Origin of the sequence: Paraburkholderia aromaticivorans (assembly GCF_012689525.1) — a bacterium.
GTDB classification, from domain to species: Bacteria; Pseudomonadota; Gammaproteobacteria; order Burkholderiales; family Burkholderiaceae; genus Paraburkholderia; species Paraburkholderia aromaticivorans_A.
The window spans coordinates 722,129-741,021 of record NZ_CP051514.1 but is presented as its reverse complement, the minus strand read 5'-3'; the positions used below and the strand labels follow the sequence as shown (position 1 = coordinate 741,021).

The window sequence follows — 18,893 nt, the reverse complement described above, 5'->3', positions numbered from 1 at the left end:
GGGTTCGAGCCTGCTGCATGCTGATCACTGAAACTCCCTTTGACCTCGACCAGCGCGAAGGTCGTGCGGCGATACCGCGAGGACATGATCGCAGTGTACCGGCGTCGCTCGCGGGGCAACCGCGAAAGGTGCACCAGATTGAAGCCGCAATCACCCATAGTTGACTTCGTGTACCGTTGGATTCAACTGAACACCCCAATTTTCCTGCTGCCTTGCGAAAAACAGATCGCGCAGGGATGCTGACGGGCTGCGCAACCTACTGACAGGTGCATCAAATAGTGCGCAACTGATCAAGCGGCGTAGCGGACATGTTTTTCTTTGAACAGGTTGCGAATCACGTGAGGTTCCTTTTGTCGACGATGCAGGTGGCTGCGGATATGCCGGATCATTTCCTGTTTGTTGGCCGGACGGCTCTTGCCCAGCGCGTTGGTTTTCACGTCCTGATTCAACAACTCGTCCGGGTTCAACTCGGGACAGTAGCCTGGCAACCGGATCAGACGGAGGCGATCCGCGTTTTCGGCGGCGAACTTTCTGGCGGCAACGGACCGGTGGACCGGATGACCATCGACGATCAGGTAGATCTTGCGCGTTGCCTGTTTGATCATGCGCTTCATGAACTCGATGAACGTCGCATTCGTGAACGTGCCCTCGAAGACCATGAAGCTCAGTTCGCCGCGGTTCGTGATCGCCGAAATCATGTTGCAACTGAAACGCTTTCCAGTCGCCCGCACCACCGGTGTTTCGCCCTTCAAGGCGAAACTGGTGCCGCTGACGTGGTCGCTGCGCAACCCCATTTCGTCGCCCCAGTAAATCGTTGCGCCTTCCTGCTTCGCCTCTTTCGCGATCTGCGGATAGTCCTCGTTCAACCAGCGCTCAATCTCTGCATCCTTTCTTTCGTACGCCCGTCGCACCGGCTTCTGCGCGCTCATGCCCCACGCCTTCAAGTATCGCCCCGCCGTCCACTTCGATACCTTGATGCCGTACTCCAGCTCGATCAGCTGTGCGACCGATTCACGGGTCCACAGGTAGAACGGCAGCGCCAGCTGGTCCGGCATCCGCTCAATAATCAGCTTGCGCATTCGCACCGCCTGCGTATGCGTCAGATGGCCGCTTCCTGGTCGGCGGCCACGCTTGCCGGCACGCAGCGCCCTCAATCCGCCTTCACGCAACTGCTTCATCCACCGGCTTATCGCTCGCAGGCTCACGCTGTATGTCCGCGCCGCATCGGTTTGCGACATCCCATTGTGCACGGCCTGCACCACCATCTTCCTCAGGTGCGCCTGCGTCGCCTGGTCCAGTTTTCGGGCATCCGTTTTCGTCTTCATAACCCTACAACGCATCACGCCGTATTTGGTGCACTCGTCAGTAACTCTGCACGCAGGGTAGTTGCATGATAATATCATTATCATGTTCTGTGAATGTATTTGCTTGGAGGCATTGTCCCTGTACAGGGCTGTTCCGCCGTCCTGTCGATGCTCGCCGTGTACAGGCTGTGCGGAACCACCTACCGGCGACTGCTTTCTCTAGGTCATGCCGATGCGGAAACTCCGCACGGGACTCGACTGCCATCCGTCTCAAGCCGGGCCCAGATCGGACGGTTGTGAGCGCAATCTGACCGGAGCCCCGGAGGCAAGAGCGTTCGCCAGCGTCTGGCGCCGGTCATGCGCAGCGGTAAGCAACGTCGCTGTGCGTTATAGACGGGATATGTAGTGACGCCATCGAGACGACTATTTTGTCTCAATGGCATACATTTCCGTCGGCTCACCGACCAATCGGAATTCCGGTCGGGTCGATGTAACCCAGCCAATGTGCGACCCATAAACTGAGAAACAGGGTGATGGACAGCCCCACCCGCACTGCAAGCGACCAAGCCATCCGTCCGGTGCGTCCGCGGTCGTGGTTCATGAAATAAAGCGCAGAAATCAGGCTGCCGATGATCAGCGCGAATGCGATTGCTACGAGAACATCCTTCATTTCTGACTTCCTGACTGGTAAGGATCTGAATGAACCAGGGCAGCCAGCTTGCGTCGCTCCGCTACCACATCACTTGCGCCGATCGCCGGCCAGTCCAACGCGATACCGTCTTTCAGCGATTGGCGTGCGAGTGCCTGATAATCCCAATCATCAATCTGGTCATGCTTCATTGCACTGGCAATCTCACGTCGAAATTGTGGCGGAAAATCTGTATATGCGCTCGAAAGTGCTGCGTATTGTCGAGCATCGATTTCCTTCGACGCAGGTACGGAGGTCCAGATGACAACACCTGCGATCGCAATCAGTGGCACTGCGGTATAACGAATTACGAACTTGGCCGGACTCATAAAATCTCACTATTCGCGATGACTAACTGAAGCTGGGTGATAGGGACTCGCTACTCCACGCATTCAAGTCCCGAGTCTCGCGGATTCCCTCTACGCAGGAAGCGCTTTCCACTTTCAATCGTTTCTACATCGTTGCCGAGGTGTAGCCGCACAGGCGGGAGGACTTACCCAAATCTCAGGCGTCGATTCTCCAGCACACGTCCCCATGTGAAGGCCGAGCCAGACGCCTCCAGCCTAGACACTCGCCGTCTTTCAGGCGTCTGGCCGTTGCGGATAAACGGAGATCGCTTACCCAACTCATGGACCGCGCATGCGCCAGCAACGCTTGCCTCGACGGCAAATGATGCGTGTCCTTCCAGGCGAAGCCGACATAGTTCGCCCCCCCATTGCACGACACAAGCGCATACGAGATGCCAAACACCGCTTCAAGTCTTTGCACGTGAAGCGGCAATCCTGGATCGTCGCCAGTGAAATTGACAACGAGTACGCCAGAGTCCGTCAATCTCTCGCGGCACGTGGCAAAGAACTCGAAGTTCGCGCACTGGTCAGACATCCCGCGCGCGCCGAATGCGTCAAGCAGGATCACGTCTGTCGCTACAGCGGCGTCTCGCATGTACTCCGCTCCGTCGGCGCAAATCACCTTGAAACGACCATCATCCGCCGGTATCCGGAAAACGTCCCGCAGGGCGATGACCGCAGCGCTGATTTCGATTGCGGTAATGGTGGATTCGGGCAGGTGGCGATAGCAGTATTTCGCCAGCGATCCGCCACCTAGGCCGATCATGCATATGTGTTCGGGTTGGGGTTGGAGAAGTAGAAACCCCATCATCGTGCGCGTGTAGCCAAGAACGAGTTCGTCTGGCGAGCTGCGCGACATCGAGCTCTGTATCGCAAAATGATCAAAATGCAACGATATCCCACGCTTCGTTTCCAGCACGAACGGCCGTCCATCGTCGAGCGGGGTCGATAAAAACTCGACAAACGCATCATAAGATGCCCAATCATCACTCATCCCAAGCATTCATCCTGGCAACTGAAACGATCTGATATCCAGGCATAACTTGCTCGCGCGACGGCCGTGATGCCTGTCATACGCACCTGATCAGACCTTCCTCAGATAGCACGCCTTAAGCATGAAACTGCCCGCGTCCATCCTGCAGTCCACTTCGTGATCACCTTCCACCAGACGGATGCTCTTGACGCGGGTGCCCACCTTCAGTGTGATTGAGGAGCCTTTGACGCGCAGATCCTTTACCAGAACCACCGAATCTCCGTCTGACAGGGCATTCCCATTTGCGTCCCTGACAACGTTCATCTCCTGCAGGTCGTCCGACGCCTGCATCGAGTGGGGCGACCATTCGTGACCACAATCAGCACAAACATTTAGCGTGCCGTCAGGGTAGGTGTTCTCCTGGGCACAGTTTGGACACGGCGGTACATCCGACATACATTCTCCCTTCAAGTTATTCGAAGCGTGCAAGAAACCAATGCGTGAGCCGCTCGCATCGTCCCGTCCGGCCACTTGGAGCGACGTTTCTGTACACACATCCTATTATAATGCAACGCGACTATAATTACACTTTCCAAGGAAAACGTCAGTTACGTCCTGACCTGGCGTCGCTGAGCACGACCGGAACCGGCCCGACGAGGACATCACCATGTTTGATCTGGACGGAGTATTGCTATCACCTGACCCGTCGACCCACTTCGCTGGGGGAGCAGATGGGTAGCTGCGGAATTGTCGTTGTCGTTGTCGTTGTCGTCGTCGTCGTTGGCGTGGGCGAAGGCGGGGAACGTGGCTTCGAGATGGCCTATCGGTTCAACTGCATTGGAAAACAATTGGTGAAGGCAGGTGTCAATCTGGTCCTGATCTACCCGAAGGCATCCTCGCGACACGTGCTGGACCCACTGTCCGTCGGAAGTAGCCATTTGCAGGGCAGCCCCGTTTTGTTGCTCGACGGGGATGGACATTTTTTCCGGCGGCCGCAGCCTGCGCGCTCGTTGAGCTTTGCGCACATGGATCGCGGCCTGCGACTGATCGCCTCAGCGAACATCGATCTGCAGCACAACGCATGGGCCGATTTGCTGCAGACATTCCTGTCCAGCCCCCTGGAATCCGACGGGTATCCAGCAATACAGATTGATTGTCGCCGCAGTACGAGGTCAGATTCACAGTGCCCGCCTTGAAAAAGCTTTCCAAACGGGGCCCGGTATGCGGGCGTGCCGTCGCCGCGGATCTTCCGGGCGCGTTTGTGCTCGGGTCCAAGGATCATCTGTCATCATCGTTCTTGCGGAGAGTAGCCCCAGCAACCTGCTTGCGTTTGCCTGGAAAGGCAATGCTTCCATTCCGCTTCTCAGAACATTAGCCCGACGCGTCGCACTCCAGATGGGCGACGGTCGCATAGACCGTCTGGACGCGGCGGGACGCATCAGCAAAGCCTGGCAGCGCAGTCCGGCGACGCTGAACCTCTCGAGCTGCTCGTGAAACATCTCATCCGTCGCCCTGCGGCAGATAGCAACACCGTGAAGGTGTCGTGAACGACGAAAACAGACCGGACACGCGCAACCTTCCCCGTCGGCCATGTGGGCGCTCCAGTACGTTGCCGAAAGGGGGTGCCTGCCCTTGGATGGGTGCTGACCCGAGAACTCATCAGCGCCGGATTCGTTAGCTATGGCGCAACGGGACGAACCAGCTTGTCGATTACCCTCGCAGGCAGGGCGTTCATGAAAAACCGCGCCTCATCTTTGCGGCTGACGCAAGACACAATTGCAACGGCATGGCGCAAGCGGCCGCCAGGGGGTTAATGACCCGGTAAGTCTGGTGGGCTTTAGATCGTTGTCGAGGAATCTTGCGAAAGGGACAGCCTTCTGAATAAAGGCCAGTGAACTCGCCGGTAAAGCGGTTTGCGGATTTCGAGGGGCGGACGAACCTGAGAGAGGCTGCGGGCAGGCGCGATGGACTTCTTTCGGAGGAGAGGCAAAGGTCTCGACACCGGAATCACTTTCAATCAATAAACGGGCGGGCGAAAGGGTCGTGGCCCACATTGCCCGTGCAAGCGCGTGTGGTCCTGATTGCCGACAACGCCCGCTACACCTCCGAATAGCTACGCACAAACGGGCAGAATATTGATGGCACGCAAGATTTTCGGGAATGCTCTGGCCGCTAGGGGCAAAGCACTCTTCCTTCCCATGCCACGGGCCGACGTAGATGCACTCATGCTTCAGCACCGGATGGCACTCGAGGCTGCGCGCGGCAGACACGGCGACGCGTCCGTTACGCGGCGGCTTTATATGGTTATCCTGATGACTCGTTATCTCACGGAGGACGGGCACGGACTACTCACTCTCGACAGCGTGCGTGAGGCGGAGCAGGAAGTGGCCGCGATCTTTGATCGTGGAGAAGCCGTGGGCGACTGGAGCTACCCGGACAAAGTGATTGGGCTGATTTCTACGGTCATCAACGAGTATGACAGGCAACTTAGGGAAACCCGTCTTCAGGCAATTCTTCGGGCGAGCGAGCGTCTGGGCCGCCTGATCGCACACGGAGCTGCCATTGCCGCAGCGGAGGGCAACGGTTAGAGAGGTGGGGTCGGCGCGCGGCACTGTCACGGAAATAATCAACCTTCCACGCATCGTAAATCTAACTATACTGAAGCAAATAGCCTTGATTCAGGAGCGCCTGGCTCAAGCTGCGTGCTTCGGGCAGGACGTCAAGACGAACAGGCCCGGCCGATGGGAGCAACGTATGTTCAAGCATCTGCTGGTGCCGACTGACGGGTCGGCCTTCTCCGAAGCAGCGATCCAGATGGCGGTGACGCTCGCGAGCGAAAGTGGCGCCAAGGTTACGGGGCTTCATGTCATCCCGGAATTCCATGTCCTGGCATACGGCGCCGAAGTGATCGCAGACACTGAGGACCAGTTCATTCAGTCTGCCCGACAGCATGCGGATGACTACCTCATGGTCCTCACAAAGGCGGCCACGCAGGCCGGTGTCGAGTGCGATACGTTCACAAGGAACCGCGCTCACCCATACGAGGCGATTATCAGTGTGGCAGCACAGCGAAACTGTGATCTTATCGTCATGGCGTCCCACGGTCGAGGCGGCATGCGCGCCTTGTTGCTTGGCAGTGAGACCAGAAGGTGCTGACGCACTGCCAGATCCCGATTCTCGTCGTCCGGGAGCCGACATAGACGGTGCGGGTCGTGTTGTGGAGTCCAGAACGCGGTCAACTGAATCAAAGCCGTCTCCGCCCCAGGCGTACATCGTCGCCCGCGATTCGCCCGCGGTCATCCCGGTGTGTGTCTCTTCTCCCATCGCCGGTGCAGCCGCGAGGTTGGCAACGGTGACCGTGGACTTCAGGTTTTTTGCGCGTGTGCGGAAAACGTCGGTTGATGTACTGAGCGGGTTCGGTGTTCATCCGGCACGTCCGCTGCCCAGCACCCACACCGCGACAATCACCAGAAAGATCGAGCAGGAGCCCCACTGGGTCAGCACGCTTGACCATGCCAGCGCTGGATTCGATGTCGCCTCTGTATGGCCGGCCATATGCAGGAGTACACCGGGCGCGAGCTTTAACTGCTGTTCCACGGCCCACCACTTCAGAGTCAGGGCAATCGACGCTAGTCCGCTGCCGACCACGATGGCGCCGAGTAACGGGTCACCACCCGTGCGCGACCGCCGGGACGCGAAGCATCGCGCGAGGTATGTCACGGCGGTGCCGTTGACGATGGCCGAGAGCGTCACAAACCATGGTGGAAAGCGCAGGCTTATCGCCACCATGAAGACGATTATCGTCAGCACCTGCGGCCATGCTCTGCCGATTGCCTTCAGCCTGCTCAATCGCTCACTCATCGGGCGTCGTCCTTGAAAACATCAGCGTGGCACACTGGGGCGGTCATCACACGTGGACCCCTTGCGGAACCCTTGCCCGTGAACGCCGTGATTGGCGAGTGTCCCGGACCGTGATCATGGCGGGGAGGTTGCGTGTTTCGTACGAAGCGCTGCAAGAATGCCCCTCAGGATAACGATGGGAGGCGGCGGACATCCCGGTATCGTGACGTCGACAGGCAAGAAGTTCGACAGTGGCCCACACACGGCGTAGCTTTCCCTGAACATGCCGCCTGTGCAGGCGCACTCGCCGACCGCGACGACGAGCTTTGGGTGAGGCGTCGCTTCATATGCCCGGTGTACCGCTTCTTTCATGTTCAGTGTGAGTGGGCCGGTGACCAGCAGCATGTCGGCATGGCGGGGACTCGCGACAAAGCGGATGCCCAGGCCCTCGATGTTGTAGTACGGATTGTTGAGTGCATGGATTTCCAGTTCGCAACCGTTGCAGGAGCCCGCATCGATCTCGCGAATGCACAGCGCCCGGCCGAGCACGTCGAGTATTTCCTGCTGGATACGGTGGCCTTCGGCCCGCCATGCGTCATCGCCCTCGGGCACGCGTTGATTCGGCGTGCCGGTTCTCGCGATCTGTTTGAGAAGCTGCCACATTACAGGTCGTGTCCCGCGTAGTTCAGATTGAACGACTTGTTGATCAGCGGGAAATCGGGAGCGATATTGCCGATGATCGCGTGCTCCAGGGCCGGCCAGTTCTGCCATGACGGGTCATGGCAGTGACAGCGCAAAATGGTCCCGTCAGCCCCGGTCTCGAGTGCGATGAATACATCGCCCCGCCAGCCTTCGATCCAGCCGACCCCACAGGATGGCGAGCCACCGTATTCAATCCGGGAGACGATTTCACCGCCCGGCAGATCGGCCAGGAAGTTCCGGATCAGCCGGATGGACTCGTAGATTTCGTTGAACCGGACCGCGACCCGTGCTGCCACATCGCCCCGGTCATCGCTGACCATCTGAGCCTGAACCTCGTGGTAAGGCGCGTAAGGGTGATCGACCCGCACGTCGATTTTCTGGCCGCTTGCACGTCCGACCAGCCCGCACGCGCCGCAGTGCTCCACCACTCTTGCGGAGAGGATGCCAGCGCCAGCAAATCGATCCTGCAGTCCCGACTGGTCGTCGTAAATGTTCTGCATGACACGAACCTGCGCGTCAATCTCGTCGCACTGCGCCTGCATTGCCGTGATGAAACGCGCGTCGAGGTCCGTTGACACACCTCCAGGAATGATCCGGTCCATCAGATAGCGATGCCCGAATGCCCGATCGTTCAGGCGCAGCCAGTCTTCCTTCAGCCGGGAAAATTGTGCGAGGCCATACGCGAACCCTGCGTCGTTGCCCAGCGCTCCGAGATCACCCAGATGGTTGGCAATGCGCTCGCGCTCGAGTAACAGCGCGCGCAACCACTGCGCGCGCGGCGGAATCCGTCCGTTCAACGCGCGCTCGACTGCCATGCAATAGGCCCACGCAAAGGCGACCGTGGTGTCTCCGGCGATGCGTCCCGCGAGACGGTGTCCGTCGAGCGCGGGCACGTGCTCGAACAGCCGCTCGATTCCCCGGTGCGCATAGCCCAGCCGCTCCTCGAGGCGCAACACCTTTTCGCCGACCACGGAGAAGCGGAAGTGCCCGGGCTCGATCACACCTGCGTGTATCGGACCGACGGCAATCTCGTGGACACCGTCACCCTCGACGTGGACGAACGGATAGTCCGCTTCCTGGGATTGAAACCGCTCGGTCCCGGAGGACAATTTCTGCAACGGAAAGTAATCGGCAGGCCAGTTGCCATGATTCAGCCATGGCCGTGTATCTTCGGCGTCGATCGCACGCAGCCCGACCAGATCGTAGACGGCCCGTTGCATGCGTGTCGCGCATGGAAAGACCGCCGATATATCCGGGTATCCGTCGCTGGTCCCATGTCCGTCGCCTACCGGCGACTGAAGCCACAGGATGCCGTCTTCCAGCGCGTAAGCGGCGGAGATCGCGAATGTGCCCGGAGCTTCTTCGGCACCCCACAGGGAGATCAGACGGCCACCTGTCTCGCGCACGGTGTCGGCGGTGCGGGTCCACGTGTCGGAATCGACACGCGCGAGAAAAGCCGACGACCTGCCCGCAAACGCGGACAGGCGGACCTGGTTGGGAAACCCGAATGCCTCGATGCGCATGTGTCACCCCGCGATCATGGCCGCCGCCTGCCGATACCACGTCGCAAGGTAGGGCGGAATATAGAGTCCCAGCATTAACCCGATGCCGAGATGGACGAATACCGGCAGCAACGCCGGCGAGTGTTCAAGAACCCTGGCCGTCGTGTCCCCGAACACCATGCCCTGCACGCGCACGAAGATGGCCGCGAACGCCACGGCAAGCGCGAGCAACAGGAAGGGCGTGGCCCACGGGAGTTTGCTCATCGCGGTGGTCAGGATCAGGAACTCGCTCGCGAAGACGCCGAATGGCGGCATGCCCAGGATCGCGAGCGTCCCGAGCATCATGCCCCACCCGACGGTTGGGCTCACGCGTAACAACCCGCGGATGTCGTCGATCGCCTGTGTGCCGGCCTTCTGGGCCGCATGCCCGACGGTGAAGAAGATGGCCGACTTCACCAGCGAATGCACCGTCATGTGGAGCAGGCCCGCAAAGGTCGCGATGGGGCCGCCAAGCCCGAAGGCGAACGTCATCAGGCCCATGTGTTCGATCGACGAATACGAAAAGAGCCGCTTGACGTCTTTCTGCCGGAACAGCGAAAAGGTTGCGACCAGCACCGAGACCAGTCCGAAACCAACAAGCAGGTATCCCGGCAAGCCGTTGTGGAGTGCGCCGTCGGCCAGCACCTTGCAGCGCAGCACCGCATAGAGCGCGACGTTGAGCAGCAGGCCGGACAGCACGGCCGAAATCGGCGTGGGGCCTTCAGCATGCGCATCGGGCAGCCAGTTGTGCATGGGCACGAGACCGACCTTGGTGCCATAGCCGATCAGCAGGAACACGAACGCGAGCGAAATGATGGTCGGGTCGAGACTCCCTTTGACCGCGTTCAGGCTGGTCCAGAGCAGCGCATCGCCGCCGCCGAGCTGCCGGCTCGCGGCGAGATAGAGAAGGATCGTGCCGAACAGCGCCTGGGCGATGCCAACGCCGCACAGGATGAAGTACTTCCACGCGGCTTCGAGGCTTGCCGCGGTGCGATATACGCTGACCAGAAGCACCGTCGCGAGCGTGGCGGCTTCCATGGCGACCCAGAGGATGCCCATGTTGTTGGTGAGCAGCGCGAGCAGCATCGCAAAGATGAACAGCTGGTACATGCTGTGGTAGAGGCGCATGCGGGGGCCGGTCATCTTGCCGCGGTCGCGCTCGATGCGCATGTACGGCATTGAAAAGATCGACGTGGTCCAGCCGACGAAGGCCGTCAGCGCGACCAGGAACACGTTGAGCGGATCGACGAAGAGGAGCTTGCCGAGCGCGAACGCAGGCCCGTGCGCCACCGTCTGCACGGCGAGCAGCGAGGCGGCTGCAAATGTGAGGAAACTGAAGCCGACGTTGAGCTCCGCTGCGACATGGTGCTGTCCCACGAACGCCAGACATGCGCCTGCGAAAAGCGGGATCGCGAAAACCAGCAGCAGTACCCAGGCTTCAGTCATCCTTGAGTTTTTCCAGGTGATGAATGTCCAGACTGTCGAACTGTTCGCGGATCTGGAACATGAACACGCCGAGGATCAGGATGCCCACCAGCACATCGAGTCCAATGCCGAGTTCGACGATCATCGGCATGCCGTTCGTTGCCGCCGCCGCGGCAAAAAACAGACCGTTTTCCATCGACAGGAAGCCGATCACCTGAGGTATCGCCTTTGAGCGCGTAATCATCATCATGAACGACAGCAGCACGCAGGCGAGTGCGATGCCGAGTGTGCCGCGCGCGACCGACGAGGCGAGCTGGCTGATCGGCGACGCCACGTTGAATGCAATGATCACGAGCACGATGCCGATCAGCAGGGTGGCGGGAATATTGAGCAGAGGCTCGACGTCCGTCTTCACGTTCAGACGCTGCACCAGCCTGTAAAGAATCCAGGGAATCAGGCCGACCTTGAGTGCCAGGGTCAGTGCGGCGGAAATATAAAGGTGTACGTCAGCGGTGACGTATCCCAGGATGACATTGGCTGACACGAGTGTCAGACCCTGCAACGTATAGAGGTGAATCAACGACAGGATCCGGCGCTGGCTGAGCATCGCAAACGACAGCAGCAGCAGGATGGCGGCCAGGAAGTTGATGATCTGCGTCGCAAAGCCGTGCATTCACGCCCCCAGCAGGAAGTGAACGAGCATGCCGATGACAGCCAGCAGGAACGCTGTCGCGAGAAACTCCGGCACGCGGAAAATGCGCATCTTCGCGTTGGTCGTCTCGACTACCGCGAGCGCCGCGCCCCCCACCAGTAGCTTGACGAAGAGCGCCGGTATGGCGAGCAGCAGCGCCACAGGATTACCGGCTTCCGCGATGCCCCACGGAATGAACAAGGCGAGGCCGATGCAGGAGTACGCGAACAGTTTGAGGCTCGCGGCCCATTCCATCAGCGCGAGATGCCGGCCGGAATACTCGAGGATCAGTGCCTCGTGGATCATCGTCAGTTCGAGATGCGTGGTCGGATTGTCGACCGGCAGACGCGCGTTTTCGGCGAGCGACACCATCGTGAACGCGATCCCTGCGAACGCGAGGCTCGGATAGATTGCCAGCTCGCGATGACTGAGCGTGGCGACGATGCTGGTCAGCAGAGTGGACTGCGTGATCAGCGACGCCGAAAACAGCACCATCAGCAAGGCCGGCTCCGCGAGGAAGCCGACCAGCATCTCGCGGCGCGCGCCGAGCGTGCCGAACGCGGTGCCGATGTCCATCGCGGCGAGTGAGATCATCACGCGAGCCAGCGCGAAAAGGCCCACCAGGGCGATCGCGTCCGCAGCCGGTGAGAGCGGCAGATCGGTGGAAAGCGTGGGCACGATCGCACAAGCGAGCGTCATGCATGCCCAGACGACATATGGCGCGCCGCGGAATATAGGGCTGGCGTGGTCGGCGACGACCGACTCCTTGTTGAACAGCTTGTGCAGCGTCCGGTAAGGCTGCCAGATGCTCGGTGCCCGGCGGTTCTGCAAGCGCGCGCGGCACATGTTGACCCACCCTGTCAGCAGCGGAGCCGCCGCCAGCGCGAGCAGGATCTCCAGCCCCTGGGAGAGCAATCCGGAGAGCGTGATCATCGTCTCACCAGCATCAGCAGTACGATCAGCACGAGAAAGCTGTGCATCAGATAGACCGCGATGCGGCCTGTCTGGAGCAACCCGGCCAGTGCCGCGACGCGCTTAACCAGCCGCGCGATCGGCTCATAAATCAGGGCCCATGCGCGATCGGTCACGATGACGCTATACACGGGCTGTTTGTCGAACGGGGAGGGTAGTTGCCGTTCGATCCTGAACAGCGGCGTGAAGATCTCACGGATCGGCTGCCCGAACCCTTCTGCCGTGTCCTGCATGCGCGCGTTCACGAACGGAAAGCCGCAGGCCCAAGGGGCCGCCCGCCGCAGGCGCCCATGGTAAAGACGGCGTACCAGCACCCACGCGAGCCCGCAACAGGCAAAGAAGAACAGCAGGAAAACCAGCGGCATGTAGCTGGCACGGCCTGCGCTGGTGGGTGCGAGCAGCAGCCGGCCGTTCCGCGCGACGGTGGGTCCGATGCCGGCGCCAACCAGCATCTGCGTGACGCGATCCAGAACGACCACGAACTGCACCGGCAACAGCCCGAGCAGCACGCATATCGCTGCGAGCCACGCGAAGCCGACGCGCTCCCACGGACTCGCATCCCGTGCCTCGCGTAACTTCGCCTCGCGAGGCTGACCGAGAAAGATGATGCCGAAGAACTTGACCATCGTGTAGCCCGCGAGCGCGGCCACGAGAGCAATCAGCGCGGCGACGAGCGGTACCACCATATTCAGGAACGGGTCAGGCAGGCCGGGTGTGAACAGAAAGCTCTGCAGCAGCAGCCATTCGGAGACGAAGCCGCTCAATGGCGGCAGGCCCGCACTGGCAAACGCGCCCACGAGAGCGGCCCACGCGGTCCACGGCATGAAACGGATCAGGCCGCCCAGGCGCCCGAGATTGCGCTCGCCTGTCGCGTGAAGCACGGAACCGGTGCCGAGAAACAGCAGGCTCTTGAAGGTCGCGTGGCTGGCGATCTGGTAGAGCAGAGCCGTCATCGACAAGGCGGCCAGCGCGTTCATCCCGTATGCGCGAAACAGGATCGCGAGCCCCATGCTGACAAACATCAGGCCGATGTTGTCGATCGACGAGTATGCAAGCAGCCGCTTCATGTCCGTCTGGATGGCGCTGAACACCACCCCGAATAGCGCGGTGAAGAGTCCGAGCATCAGCATGAGCACGCCCCACCATGCGATCTGCACGTGCAGCAGGTCGAACACTGTGCGCAACACGCCGTACAGGCCCGCTTTCAGGACGAAGCCGCTCATGAGGGCCGATACTGGCGATGGCGCGGCCGGATGCGCCTCAGGCAGCCAGACATGCAGCGGAAAAATGCCCGCCTTTGCGCCGAAACCGAACAACGCCAGCAGAAACGAGACGGACGCCCAGAACACGTCCAGATGCTGCTCGCGCATATTGACGAACGTGAAGTTGCCGGTATTGGCCTGCAGCAGGCCGAAGCACAGCAGGAGCGCGAGTGCGCCGACGTGGGAGATCAGGAAGTAGAGCCAGGCCGCCCGGCGGATCTCGGCGACGCGGTGATTGGTCATCACCAGGAAGGTGGCCGACACCGTCATCGTCTCCCACGCCACCATGAAGCAATACGCATCGTCGGCCAGCAGCAGCACCGCCATGCTCGCGAGGCACACGTGATACTCAAAGCACAGCAGCCCGGGCGGAGTGCCTTCGCCCTTGCGGAAATAACCCGCGGAGAACGCGCTCACGCCCGTGCTCACCACGCCGAGTACTGTGAGGAAATACGCCGACAGGCCGTCGAGCCGCAGATGAAACGGCAGGTCCGGCAACCCGAGCGGCAGGACGGCTTGCTGGGGATTTGAGAAAACGCCAGTCAGGCCCAGTCCGCACAGAACCAGGCCGAACACCGCGCCGACAGGAAACAGCCCGTGCGCCACCACGCGTGTGCGGCGCAGGTTCGCGAGTCCCAGAACCCCAACGACGAGCCAGCCCACGACTACCAGCAGCACGTAATGGACGACCAGCAGATGTTGCATCGGCGTTGTCTCCAGTGCCGTCAGACGTTCTGTTCGACGGCCGGTGTGTTGGACGAAGGGTATCCCGGAACGGCCTCTGCCCGGTGATGACGTTCCATTTTTTTGACATACCGGTACAGGTCGAGCCCCATCGATTTCGTGATGGCTTCTGCGCGGGCATAGAGGTCAAACCACTCAGGCACGGTTCCCTGTCTGAGCCCGATGGCGATGGTGTTGCCTTCGCGCCGCGCCATGGTGCGGAACAGTTTTCCATCGCACGCACGGCGCAGCCGGTCGAGGTGGGTAGTGAGCCGCGGGTCGCTGTTCAGCAGGTTGGCCACCAGCACACCTTCGCTGCGCAGCGCGGTATGACAGGAGTCGTAGAAGTACTGGCTCGACAGGCCGGCGGGTAAGCCGAATGCGTCGAATCCATCAAGCAGGATTACATCCGCGACGCCAATCCTGTCCGAGAGGTACTCCGCTGCGTCAGCGTGCACGATCTGGAATCGCTCTGATTCAGGCGGAATGAAAAACTGCTCGCGCAACGCGATCACTCTCTCGTCGATTTCCACGGTGGTCACCCGTGCCGACGGAAACTTGTGGAAGCAGTATTTTGACAGCGATCCTCCGCCCAGTCCCACGATCAGGATGTCTTGGGGATTGGAGTGAAAGAGCTGGAATGACATCATGGCCCGCGTGTACGACAGATCGAGTTCGAGCGGATCACTCCTGCGCATGGAGCTTTGTATGCCGAGAGCGTCGAAACACAGCGACCGCGTGCGCAGGCCCTCGCGTATCACGGGTTCCCCGGAAGTCTTTCCCCATTGCCTCGCCAGGGCTTGCCTGAACGGATTGTGATCGGCCGACAAATCCATTGCTCTCCTGAAACTGCGCAGATCGGTGCAGCGAACCGGCGTCATGCCGCGACCGTGTCGTCACGGCGACCTTAATGTATCAGTCCGTGCGGTGCGGGCGTGGGTGCCTCACTCACGCCCGGACGTTTTTCGAAACGCGACACCGCGTGTGCGAGCATGCGTGTCGCGCTTTCGAACAGGGCATCAGGCTCGAGCATGGCGGCTGCTGCGGCGAGACGCCCTTGCGTGATGGAAATCTCGACTATTAGCGCAATGGTGTTGAAGCTCGCATGCGCCAGCTTCAATTGGTGAAGCTCAGGAGAGTCGTCCCACGGCGCCAGGTCTTCATGAATCCAGCGCCCGGGTGCGCAGAACCGCTCGTTGGCGAACGTGGACCTGACGAGCCGCACGCGTTCGAGCATGCTATTGCTCAACGAGACGCCGACCAGCAGGTGCTCTTCAAGAGAGCAGTCAAACGTCATGGCACTTCTCCTTAATGCGGCGCGCCAGCCGGGACCGGCGTCCCGGCAGTTGCCGAACTCCGTCCTCTCGCCACTACAAACCGCATCGCCCTTGCGTCGTTGCTACCGCGAACACAATAGAGGCATCCCTGCCTGTTACTGACCTCCTGGAGCCTTCGCTAGCAGCATCAAGTTACCAGTTAATGATAATTACGTTATCATCCTAGCAGCTTTATTGATCTGATTCCATGCGTGATAGTCCGCCGGTGTGCGCGAAGAACGTGCCGTGTTCGCTCGGGACACCGCGAATGCAGGATTTCAACCTGCGCGTGGAAATTCAAAATCCCATCTGCTACGCCGGTGCCGGCTTTTGTCAAAGCGCATCTGGACTGACCAACACACGGGTTGATACCTGATGCCAGCACACTATTTCCGGGCATTAACGGGAAAGGATCGCAGTACCGGGGCAGACAGGCAGCTTGGTTTCTCGCTCGCGTTCGTGGCGGGCGCAACCAATGCCGGTGGCTTTCTGGCGGTGAAGCAGTACACGTCCCATATGAGCGGCGTGGTGTCCGCGATTGCCGACCAGACTGCGCTGGGCGACCTCTCGCTGGTTCTGGCCGGCGCCGGATCGCTGATCTCGTTCCTGGTGGGCGCCGCCTGTTCCGCCGTGCTCGTCAACTGGGGGCGGCGCCGGCGGCTGCACAGCCAGTACGCGTTGCCGTTGCTGGTCGAGGCCATCCTGCTGCTGTGTTTCGGGCTGCTCGGTAGTCATCTGGCGCTGTGGGATACGCTGTTCGTACCCGCGACCGTCGTGCTCCTGTGTTTCATCATGGGTCTGCAGAACGCCATGATCACCAAACTGTCCGGTTCCGAAATCCGTACCACCCACATGACCGGCATCGTAACGGACATCGGCATCGAACTGGGCAAGCTCCTCTACTGGAATTCCGAGAAGGGCGGCCCCGTCGGCCCCTTCGTGCTGGCGAACCGGGCGAAGCTGAAAGTGCACGGGACGATGCTCGCCACGTTCTTCGTCGGTGGTGTTACCGGTGCGATGGGATTCAAGCACATCGGCTACGCCTCGACGGTACCGCTTGCGGGCGTGCTGATTGTGCTGGCCATCGTGCCCCTCGTTGACGACCTGCGCGCGCAGGTATGCCGACTCGGCCGTTAGGCGTCGGGGACAGCCCGCGAGGCTGGTTCCGCGTCAGGGACGGCTGCGTCATCGGCACCTTCGCGGTGGCCGCCGTCCACTGATCTCGGCAGTGCGAGGCGCGGTCGCTCGTTCAGGAGCCGGATCGATCCTCGATGCAGGAACACTCCCCGGGCGCACCCGTGTGCGCATGGAAGAACCGGCGAACAGACTGGCCCGTCCTTCGGACCAGGCTCCGTCAAATCATGATAATGGAAGTATCATTGACCTATCCTGAAATGGTAATAATATGGCAGGCTTGCGCAGAAATCTTGGTGGTCACGTTGCAGGTCGGTCTTGCGCGAAACGAGGGGTATGCCTGCGTGCGGCAGGGAGATCGACGTGATTGATGCGAGTGTTCCGCTGCTGTCCCACGACTACACGCATCTGTATCTGCGGGACGTGATGGGTCGTCACGGGTTGATCGTCGTCGGAGTGGGCAGGGCGGGCGAACGCGGATTCCAGATGCTTTACCGTTTTTCGGATATCTGCGACCGTCTGGAAGAATGCGGGGTCAACGTCATTTTTGTCTATCAGAAGGAATCGGCCCGCCATGTCCTGGATGCGACCTCCCTGCTCGGAGCACGCTACAGGCAGAAGCCATTTCTGCTTCTGGACGATGATGGCCAGTTCTTTGTCGGGCCGCCGCACCCAAGGTCGCTTCGCGTCGTTTACCTCGATCGGGAAATGAAGCGGCTCGACACGGACGAAATCGCTTTGGGGAGTGAAAGGTGGGACCCGCTGCTGCGGGGTTTCTTTGCGCAGGTCATCGCAGGTTCGATGCACTGAGCGCGCCCGGCGGGTTCGGGCCCGGGTTACGGTTTATGCATAGGGGAGTGGGTTGGTCGAAGTATTGGTTCAGGTGGGCGACCCGAGGGGTTTGAACGGACACGGGTCAGCGAGGCTTGCCGTTCACGCATCCCGGTTCGCGAGCGACATCATCTGCATGGCGAACGGCCGGTCCGTCAATGCCAAGGATGTCATGTCGGTGATGTCCATGCGGGCAAAGCCGGGCACGCAGTTGCACATCCTGGCAACCGGTCCTGACGAGATTGCAGCGCTTGAAGCGCTCTCGGCCATGCTGCGTACGCAGGAATCCTTTTGATGGGCCGCTGCAAGGGAGCGTGGCCCAGGCCCGCCGATTGCCCCTGCATCGGAATCTTTCGATCACGCACATGAAAAGAAAGAGGAAGGCGAGCAAGCCGGTGGTCATAGAGAATGACCAGGTCGTTTCACTGTACTTTGATGCGCGCGGGGTGCAGAGCACCATGTTGCGGCGCGATCCGTACGCCCTTGCGCTGGGCTATACGCGCACCATGATGGGCTTCCTGCTGTTCCAGCCATTCCCTCGCCGCATTTCAATGATCGGTCTGGGTGGCGGCTCGCTGGCGAAATACTGCTATCGCCACTTGCCCAACAGCGTGATCGCCGTCGTCGAAATCGACCCCCAGGTGATTGCGCTGCGAGACCGGTTCCATGTGCCGCGCGACAGTGAACGCTTCAGGGTGGTTTGTGCCGATGGGGCGCAGTACGTCACGGTTCCGGATCACCGGCCCGACGTGCTGCTGGTCGACGGTTTCAATGCCGATGGCCTGCCCGCAGAGCTGGGCAGCAGGACGTTTTATGAAGCCTGTCGTCGCAGGTTGAGCGATGACGGTGTCCTGGTGGCCAATCTGGTGACCGACGAACCGGACTTCCATCGCTACCTGCGCTCGCTCAGGGAGGTCTTCGCGAACGCGGTGACCCTGGCGCCGTCGGAAGGCAGTGAACACAACGTCACTGTTTTTGCGTGGAAAGGAGCGGATGAGCTTCCGTCCTTCGCAACGATGCTCGACCGGGCACGCGCACTCGGACCCACACACGCGGTGAATCTCCATGCGACGGCCACGCGCATCGAGTACGGCAAGAAATTTAACTGGCATCGATATGAGCAAACGTGCTGAGCGGATACGTC

Annotated in this window: 20 protein-coding genes and 1 pseudogene; 7 read left to right on the top strand and 14 right to left on the bottom strand. The window is 60.5% G+C overall.

What is annotated here, in order from left to right:
• Nucleotides 1–290 precede the first annotated feature (290 nt).
• From HF916_RS03440 to HF916_RS03420, 5 genes are all read right to left on the bottom strand, one after another.
• Nucleotides 291–1,325 carry an IS630 family transposase gene (locus HF916_RS03440; protein WP_206001742.1) on the bottom strand — a complete coding sequence of 345 codons (1,035 nt, stop codon included), beginning with the start codon at nucleotides 1,323–1,325 and terminating at the stop codon, nucleotides 291–293.
• Nucleotides 1,326–1,761: 436 nt separating this feature from the next.
• Complete coding sequence (locus HF916_RS03435; protein ID WP_137958864.1) at nucleotides 1,762–1,974, bottom strand: twin transmembrane helix small protein; 213 nt, start codon at nucleotides 1,972–1,974, stop codon at nucleotides 1,762–1,764.
• Nucleotides 1,971–2,321 (bottom strand): hypothetical protein, encoded by a 351-nt coding sequence (locus tag HF916_RS03430; RefSeq protein ID WP_168787815.1) that lies wholly within the window; start codon nucleotides 2,319–2,321, stop codon nucleotides 1,971–1,973. The genes HF916_RS03435 and HF916_RS03430 overlap by 4 nt, the downstream gene beginning before the upstream one ends.
• Nucleotides 2,322–2,496: 175 nt before the next feature.
• The gene (locus HF916_RS03425; RefSeq protein WP_168787814.1) at nucleotides 2,497–3,333 is read right to left on the bottom strand and encodes a spermidine synthase; all 837 of its coding nucleotides are present in this window, start codon (nucleotides 3,331–3,333) and stop codon (nucleotides 2,497–2,499) included.
• Between the two features lie 90 nt (nucleotides 3,334–3,423).
• Nucleotides 3,424–3,768, bottom strand: a complete 345-nt coding sequence (locus HF916_RS03420) for a zinc ribbon domain-containing protein YjdM (protein ID WP_168787813.1) — start codon at nucleotides 3,766–3,768, stop codon at nucleotides 3,424–3,426.
• Nucleotides 3,769–3,878: 110 nt separating this feature from the next.
• Between HF916_RS03420 and HF916_RS03415 the strand changes: the two genes are divergently transcribed.
• The 3 genes and pseudogenes from HF916_RS03415 to HF916_RS03405 all read left to right on the top strand — a co-directional run bounded on the left by HF916_RS03415 (nucleotide 3,879) and on the right by HF916_RS03405 (nucleotide 6,512).
• A complete protein-coding gene (locus tag HF916_RS03415; RefSeq protein ID WP_168787812.1) occupies nucleotides 3,879–4,508 on the top strand; it encodes a hypothetical protein in 630 nt (209 codons plus the stop codon).
• Nucleotides 4,509–5,450: 942 nt separating this feature from the next.
• A complete protein-coding gene (locus HF916_RS03410; protein WP_168787811.1) occupies nucleotides 5,451–5,900 on the top strand; it encodes a Fis family transcriptional regulator in 450 nt (149 codons plus the stop codon).
• A gap of 166 nt (nucleotides 5,901–6,066) precedes the next feature.
• Nucleotides 6,067–6,512, top strand: a pseudogene (locus HF916_RS03405) (universal stress protein).
• A 223-nt stretch (nucleotides 6,513–6,735) separates the two neighbouring features.
• Here HF916_RS03405 and HF916_RS03400 read toward each other — a convergent pair.
• The 9 genes from HF916_RS03400 to HF916_RS03360 form a co-directional block, all read right to left on the bottom strand.
• Complete coding sequence (locus HF916_RS03400) at nucleotides 6,736–7,173, bottom strand: hypothetical protein (RefSeq protein ID WP_168787810.1); 438 nt, start codon at nucleotides 7,171–7,173, stop codon at nucleotides 6,736–6,738.
• Nucleotides 7,174–7,287: 114 nt separating this feature from the next.
• Nucleotides 7,288–7,815: an NADH-quinone oxidoreductase subunit B family protein gene (locus tag HF916_RS03395; protein WP_168787809.1), complete on the bottom strand. Its 528-nt coding sequence runs from the start codon at nucleotides 7,813–7,815 to the stop codon at nucleotides 7,288–7,290.
• A complete protein-coding gene (locus HF916_RS03390) occupies nucleotides 7,815–9,377 on the bottom strand; it encodes an NADH-quinone oxidoreductase subunit C (RefSeq protein WP_168787808.1) in 1,563 nt (520 codons plus the stop codon). The genes HF916_RS03395 and HF916_RS03390 overlap by 1 nt, the downstream gene beginning before the upstream one ends.
• A gap of 3 nt (nucleotides 9,378–9,380) precedes the next feature.
• A complete protein-coding gene (locus tag HF916_RS03385; protein WP_168787807.1) occupies nucleotides 9,381–10,841 on the bottom strand; it encodes a hydrogenase 4 subunit F in 1,461 nt (486 codons plus the stop codon).
• Complete coding sequence (locus HF916_RS03380; RefSeq protein ID WP_168787806.1) at nucleotides 10,834–11,493, bottom strand: formate hydrogenlyase; 660 nt, start codon at nucleotides 11,491–11,493, stop codon at nucleotides 10,834–10,836. The genes HF916_RS03385 and HF916_RS03380 overlap by 8 nt, the downstream gene beginning before the upstream one ends.
• On the bottom strand, nucleotides 11,494–12,444 hold the full coding sequence (locus HF916_RS03375; RefSeq protein WP_168787805.1) for a respiratory chain complex I subunit 1 family protein: 951 nt from the start codon (nucleotides 12,442–12,444) through the stop codon (nucleotides 11,494–11,496).
• A complete protein-coding gene (gene hyfB / locus HF916_RS03370; protein ID WP_168787804.1) occupies nucleotides 12,441–14,450 on the bottom strand; it encodes a hydrogenase 4 subunit B in 2,010 nt (669 codons plus the stop codon). The genes HF916_RS03375 and hyfB overlap by 4 nt, the downstream gene beginning before the upstream one ends.
• Before the next feature lie 20 nt (nucleotides 14,451–14,470).
• Complete coding sequence (locus tag HF916_RS03365; protein WP_240975331.1) at nucleotides 14,471–15,304, bottom strand: fused MFS/spermidine synthase; 834 nt, start codon at nucleotides 15,302–15,304, stop codon at nucleotides 14,471–14,473.
• A 71-nt stretch (nucleotides 15,305–15,375) separates the two neighbouring features.
• A complete protein-coding gene (locus HF916_RS03360; protein ID WP_168787803.1) occupies nucleotides 15,376–15,765 on the bottom strand; it encodes a hypothetical protein in 390 nt (129 codons plus the stop codon).
• Nucleotides 15,766–16,159: 394 nt separating this feature from the next.
• On the opposite strand from HF916_RS03360, the gene HF916_RS03355 reads away from it, so the two are divergent.
• The 4 genes from HF916_RS03355 (at nucleotide 16,160) to HF916_RS03340 (ending at nucleotide 18,882) form a co-directional block, all read left to right on the top strand.
• Nucleotides 16,160–16,921 carry a YoaK family protein gene (locus tag HF916_RS03355; RefSeq protein WP_168787802.1) on the top strand — a complete coding sequence of 254 codons (762 nt, stop codon included), beginning with the start codon at nucleotides 16,160–16,162 and terminating at the stop codon, nucleotides 16,919–16,921.
• Between the two features lie 360 nt (nucleotides 16,922–17,281).
• Nucleotides 17,282–17,728: a hypothetical protein gene (locus HF916_RS03350; protein ID WP_206001772.1), complete on the top strand. Its 447-nt coding sequence runs from the start codon at nucleotides 17,282–17,284 to the stop codon at nucleotides 17,726–17,728.
• Nucleotides 17,729–17,801: 73 nt separating this feature from the next.
• Nucleotides 17,802–18,044, top strand: a complete 243-nt coding sequence (locus tag HF916_RS03345; protein WP_240975402.1) for an HPr family phosphocarrier protein — start codon at nucleotides 17,802–17,804, stop codon at nucleotides 18,042–18,044.
• Nucleotides 18,045–18,081: 37 nt separating this feature from the next.
• A complete protein-coding gene (locus HF916_RS03340; RefSeq protein WP_431311389.1) occupies nucleotides 18,082–18,882 on the top strand; it encodes a fused MFS/spermidine synthase in 801 nt (266 codons plus the stop codon).
• The last annotated feature ends 11 nt before the right edge of the window (nucleotides 18,883–18,893 follow it).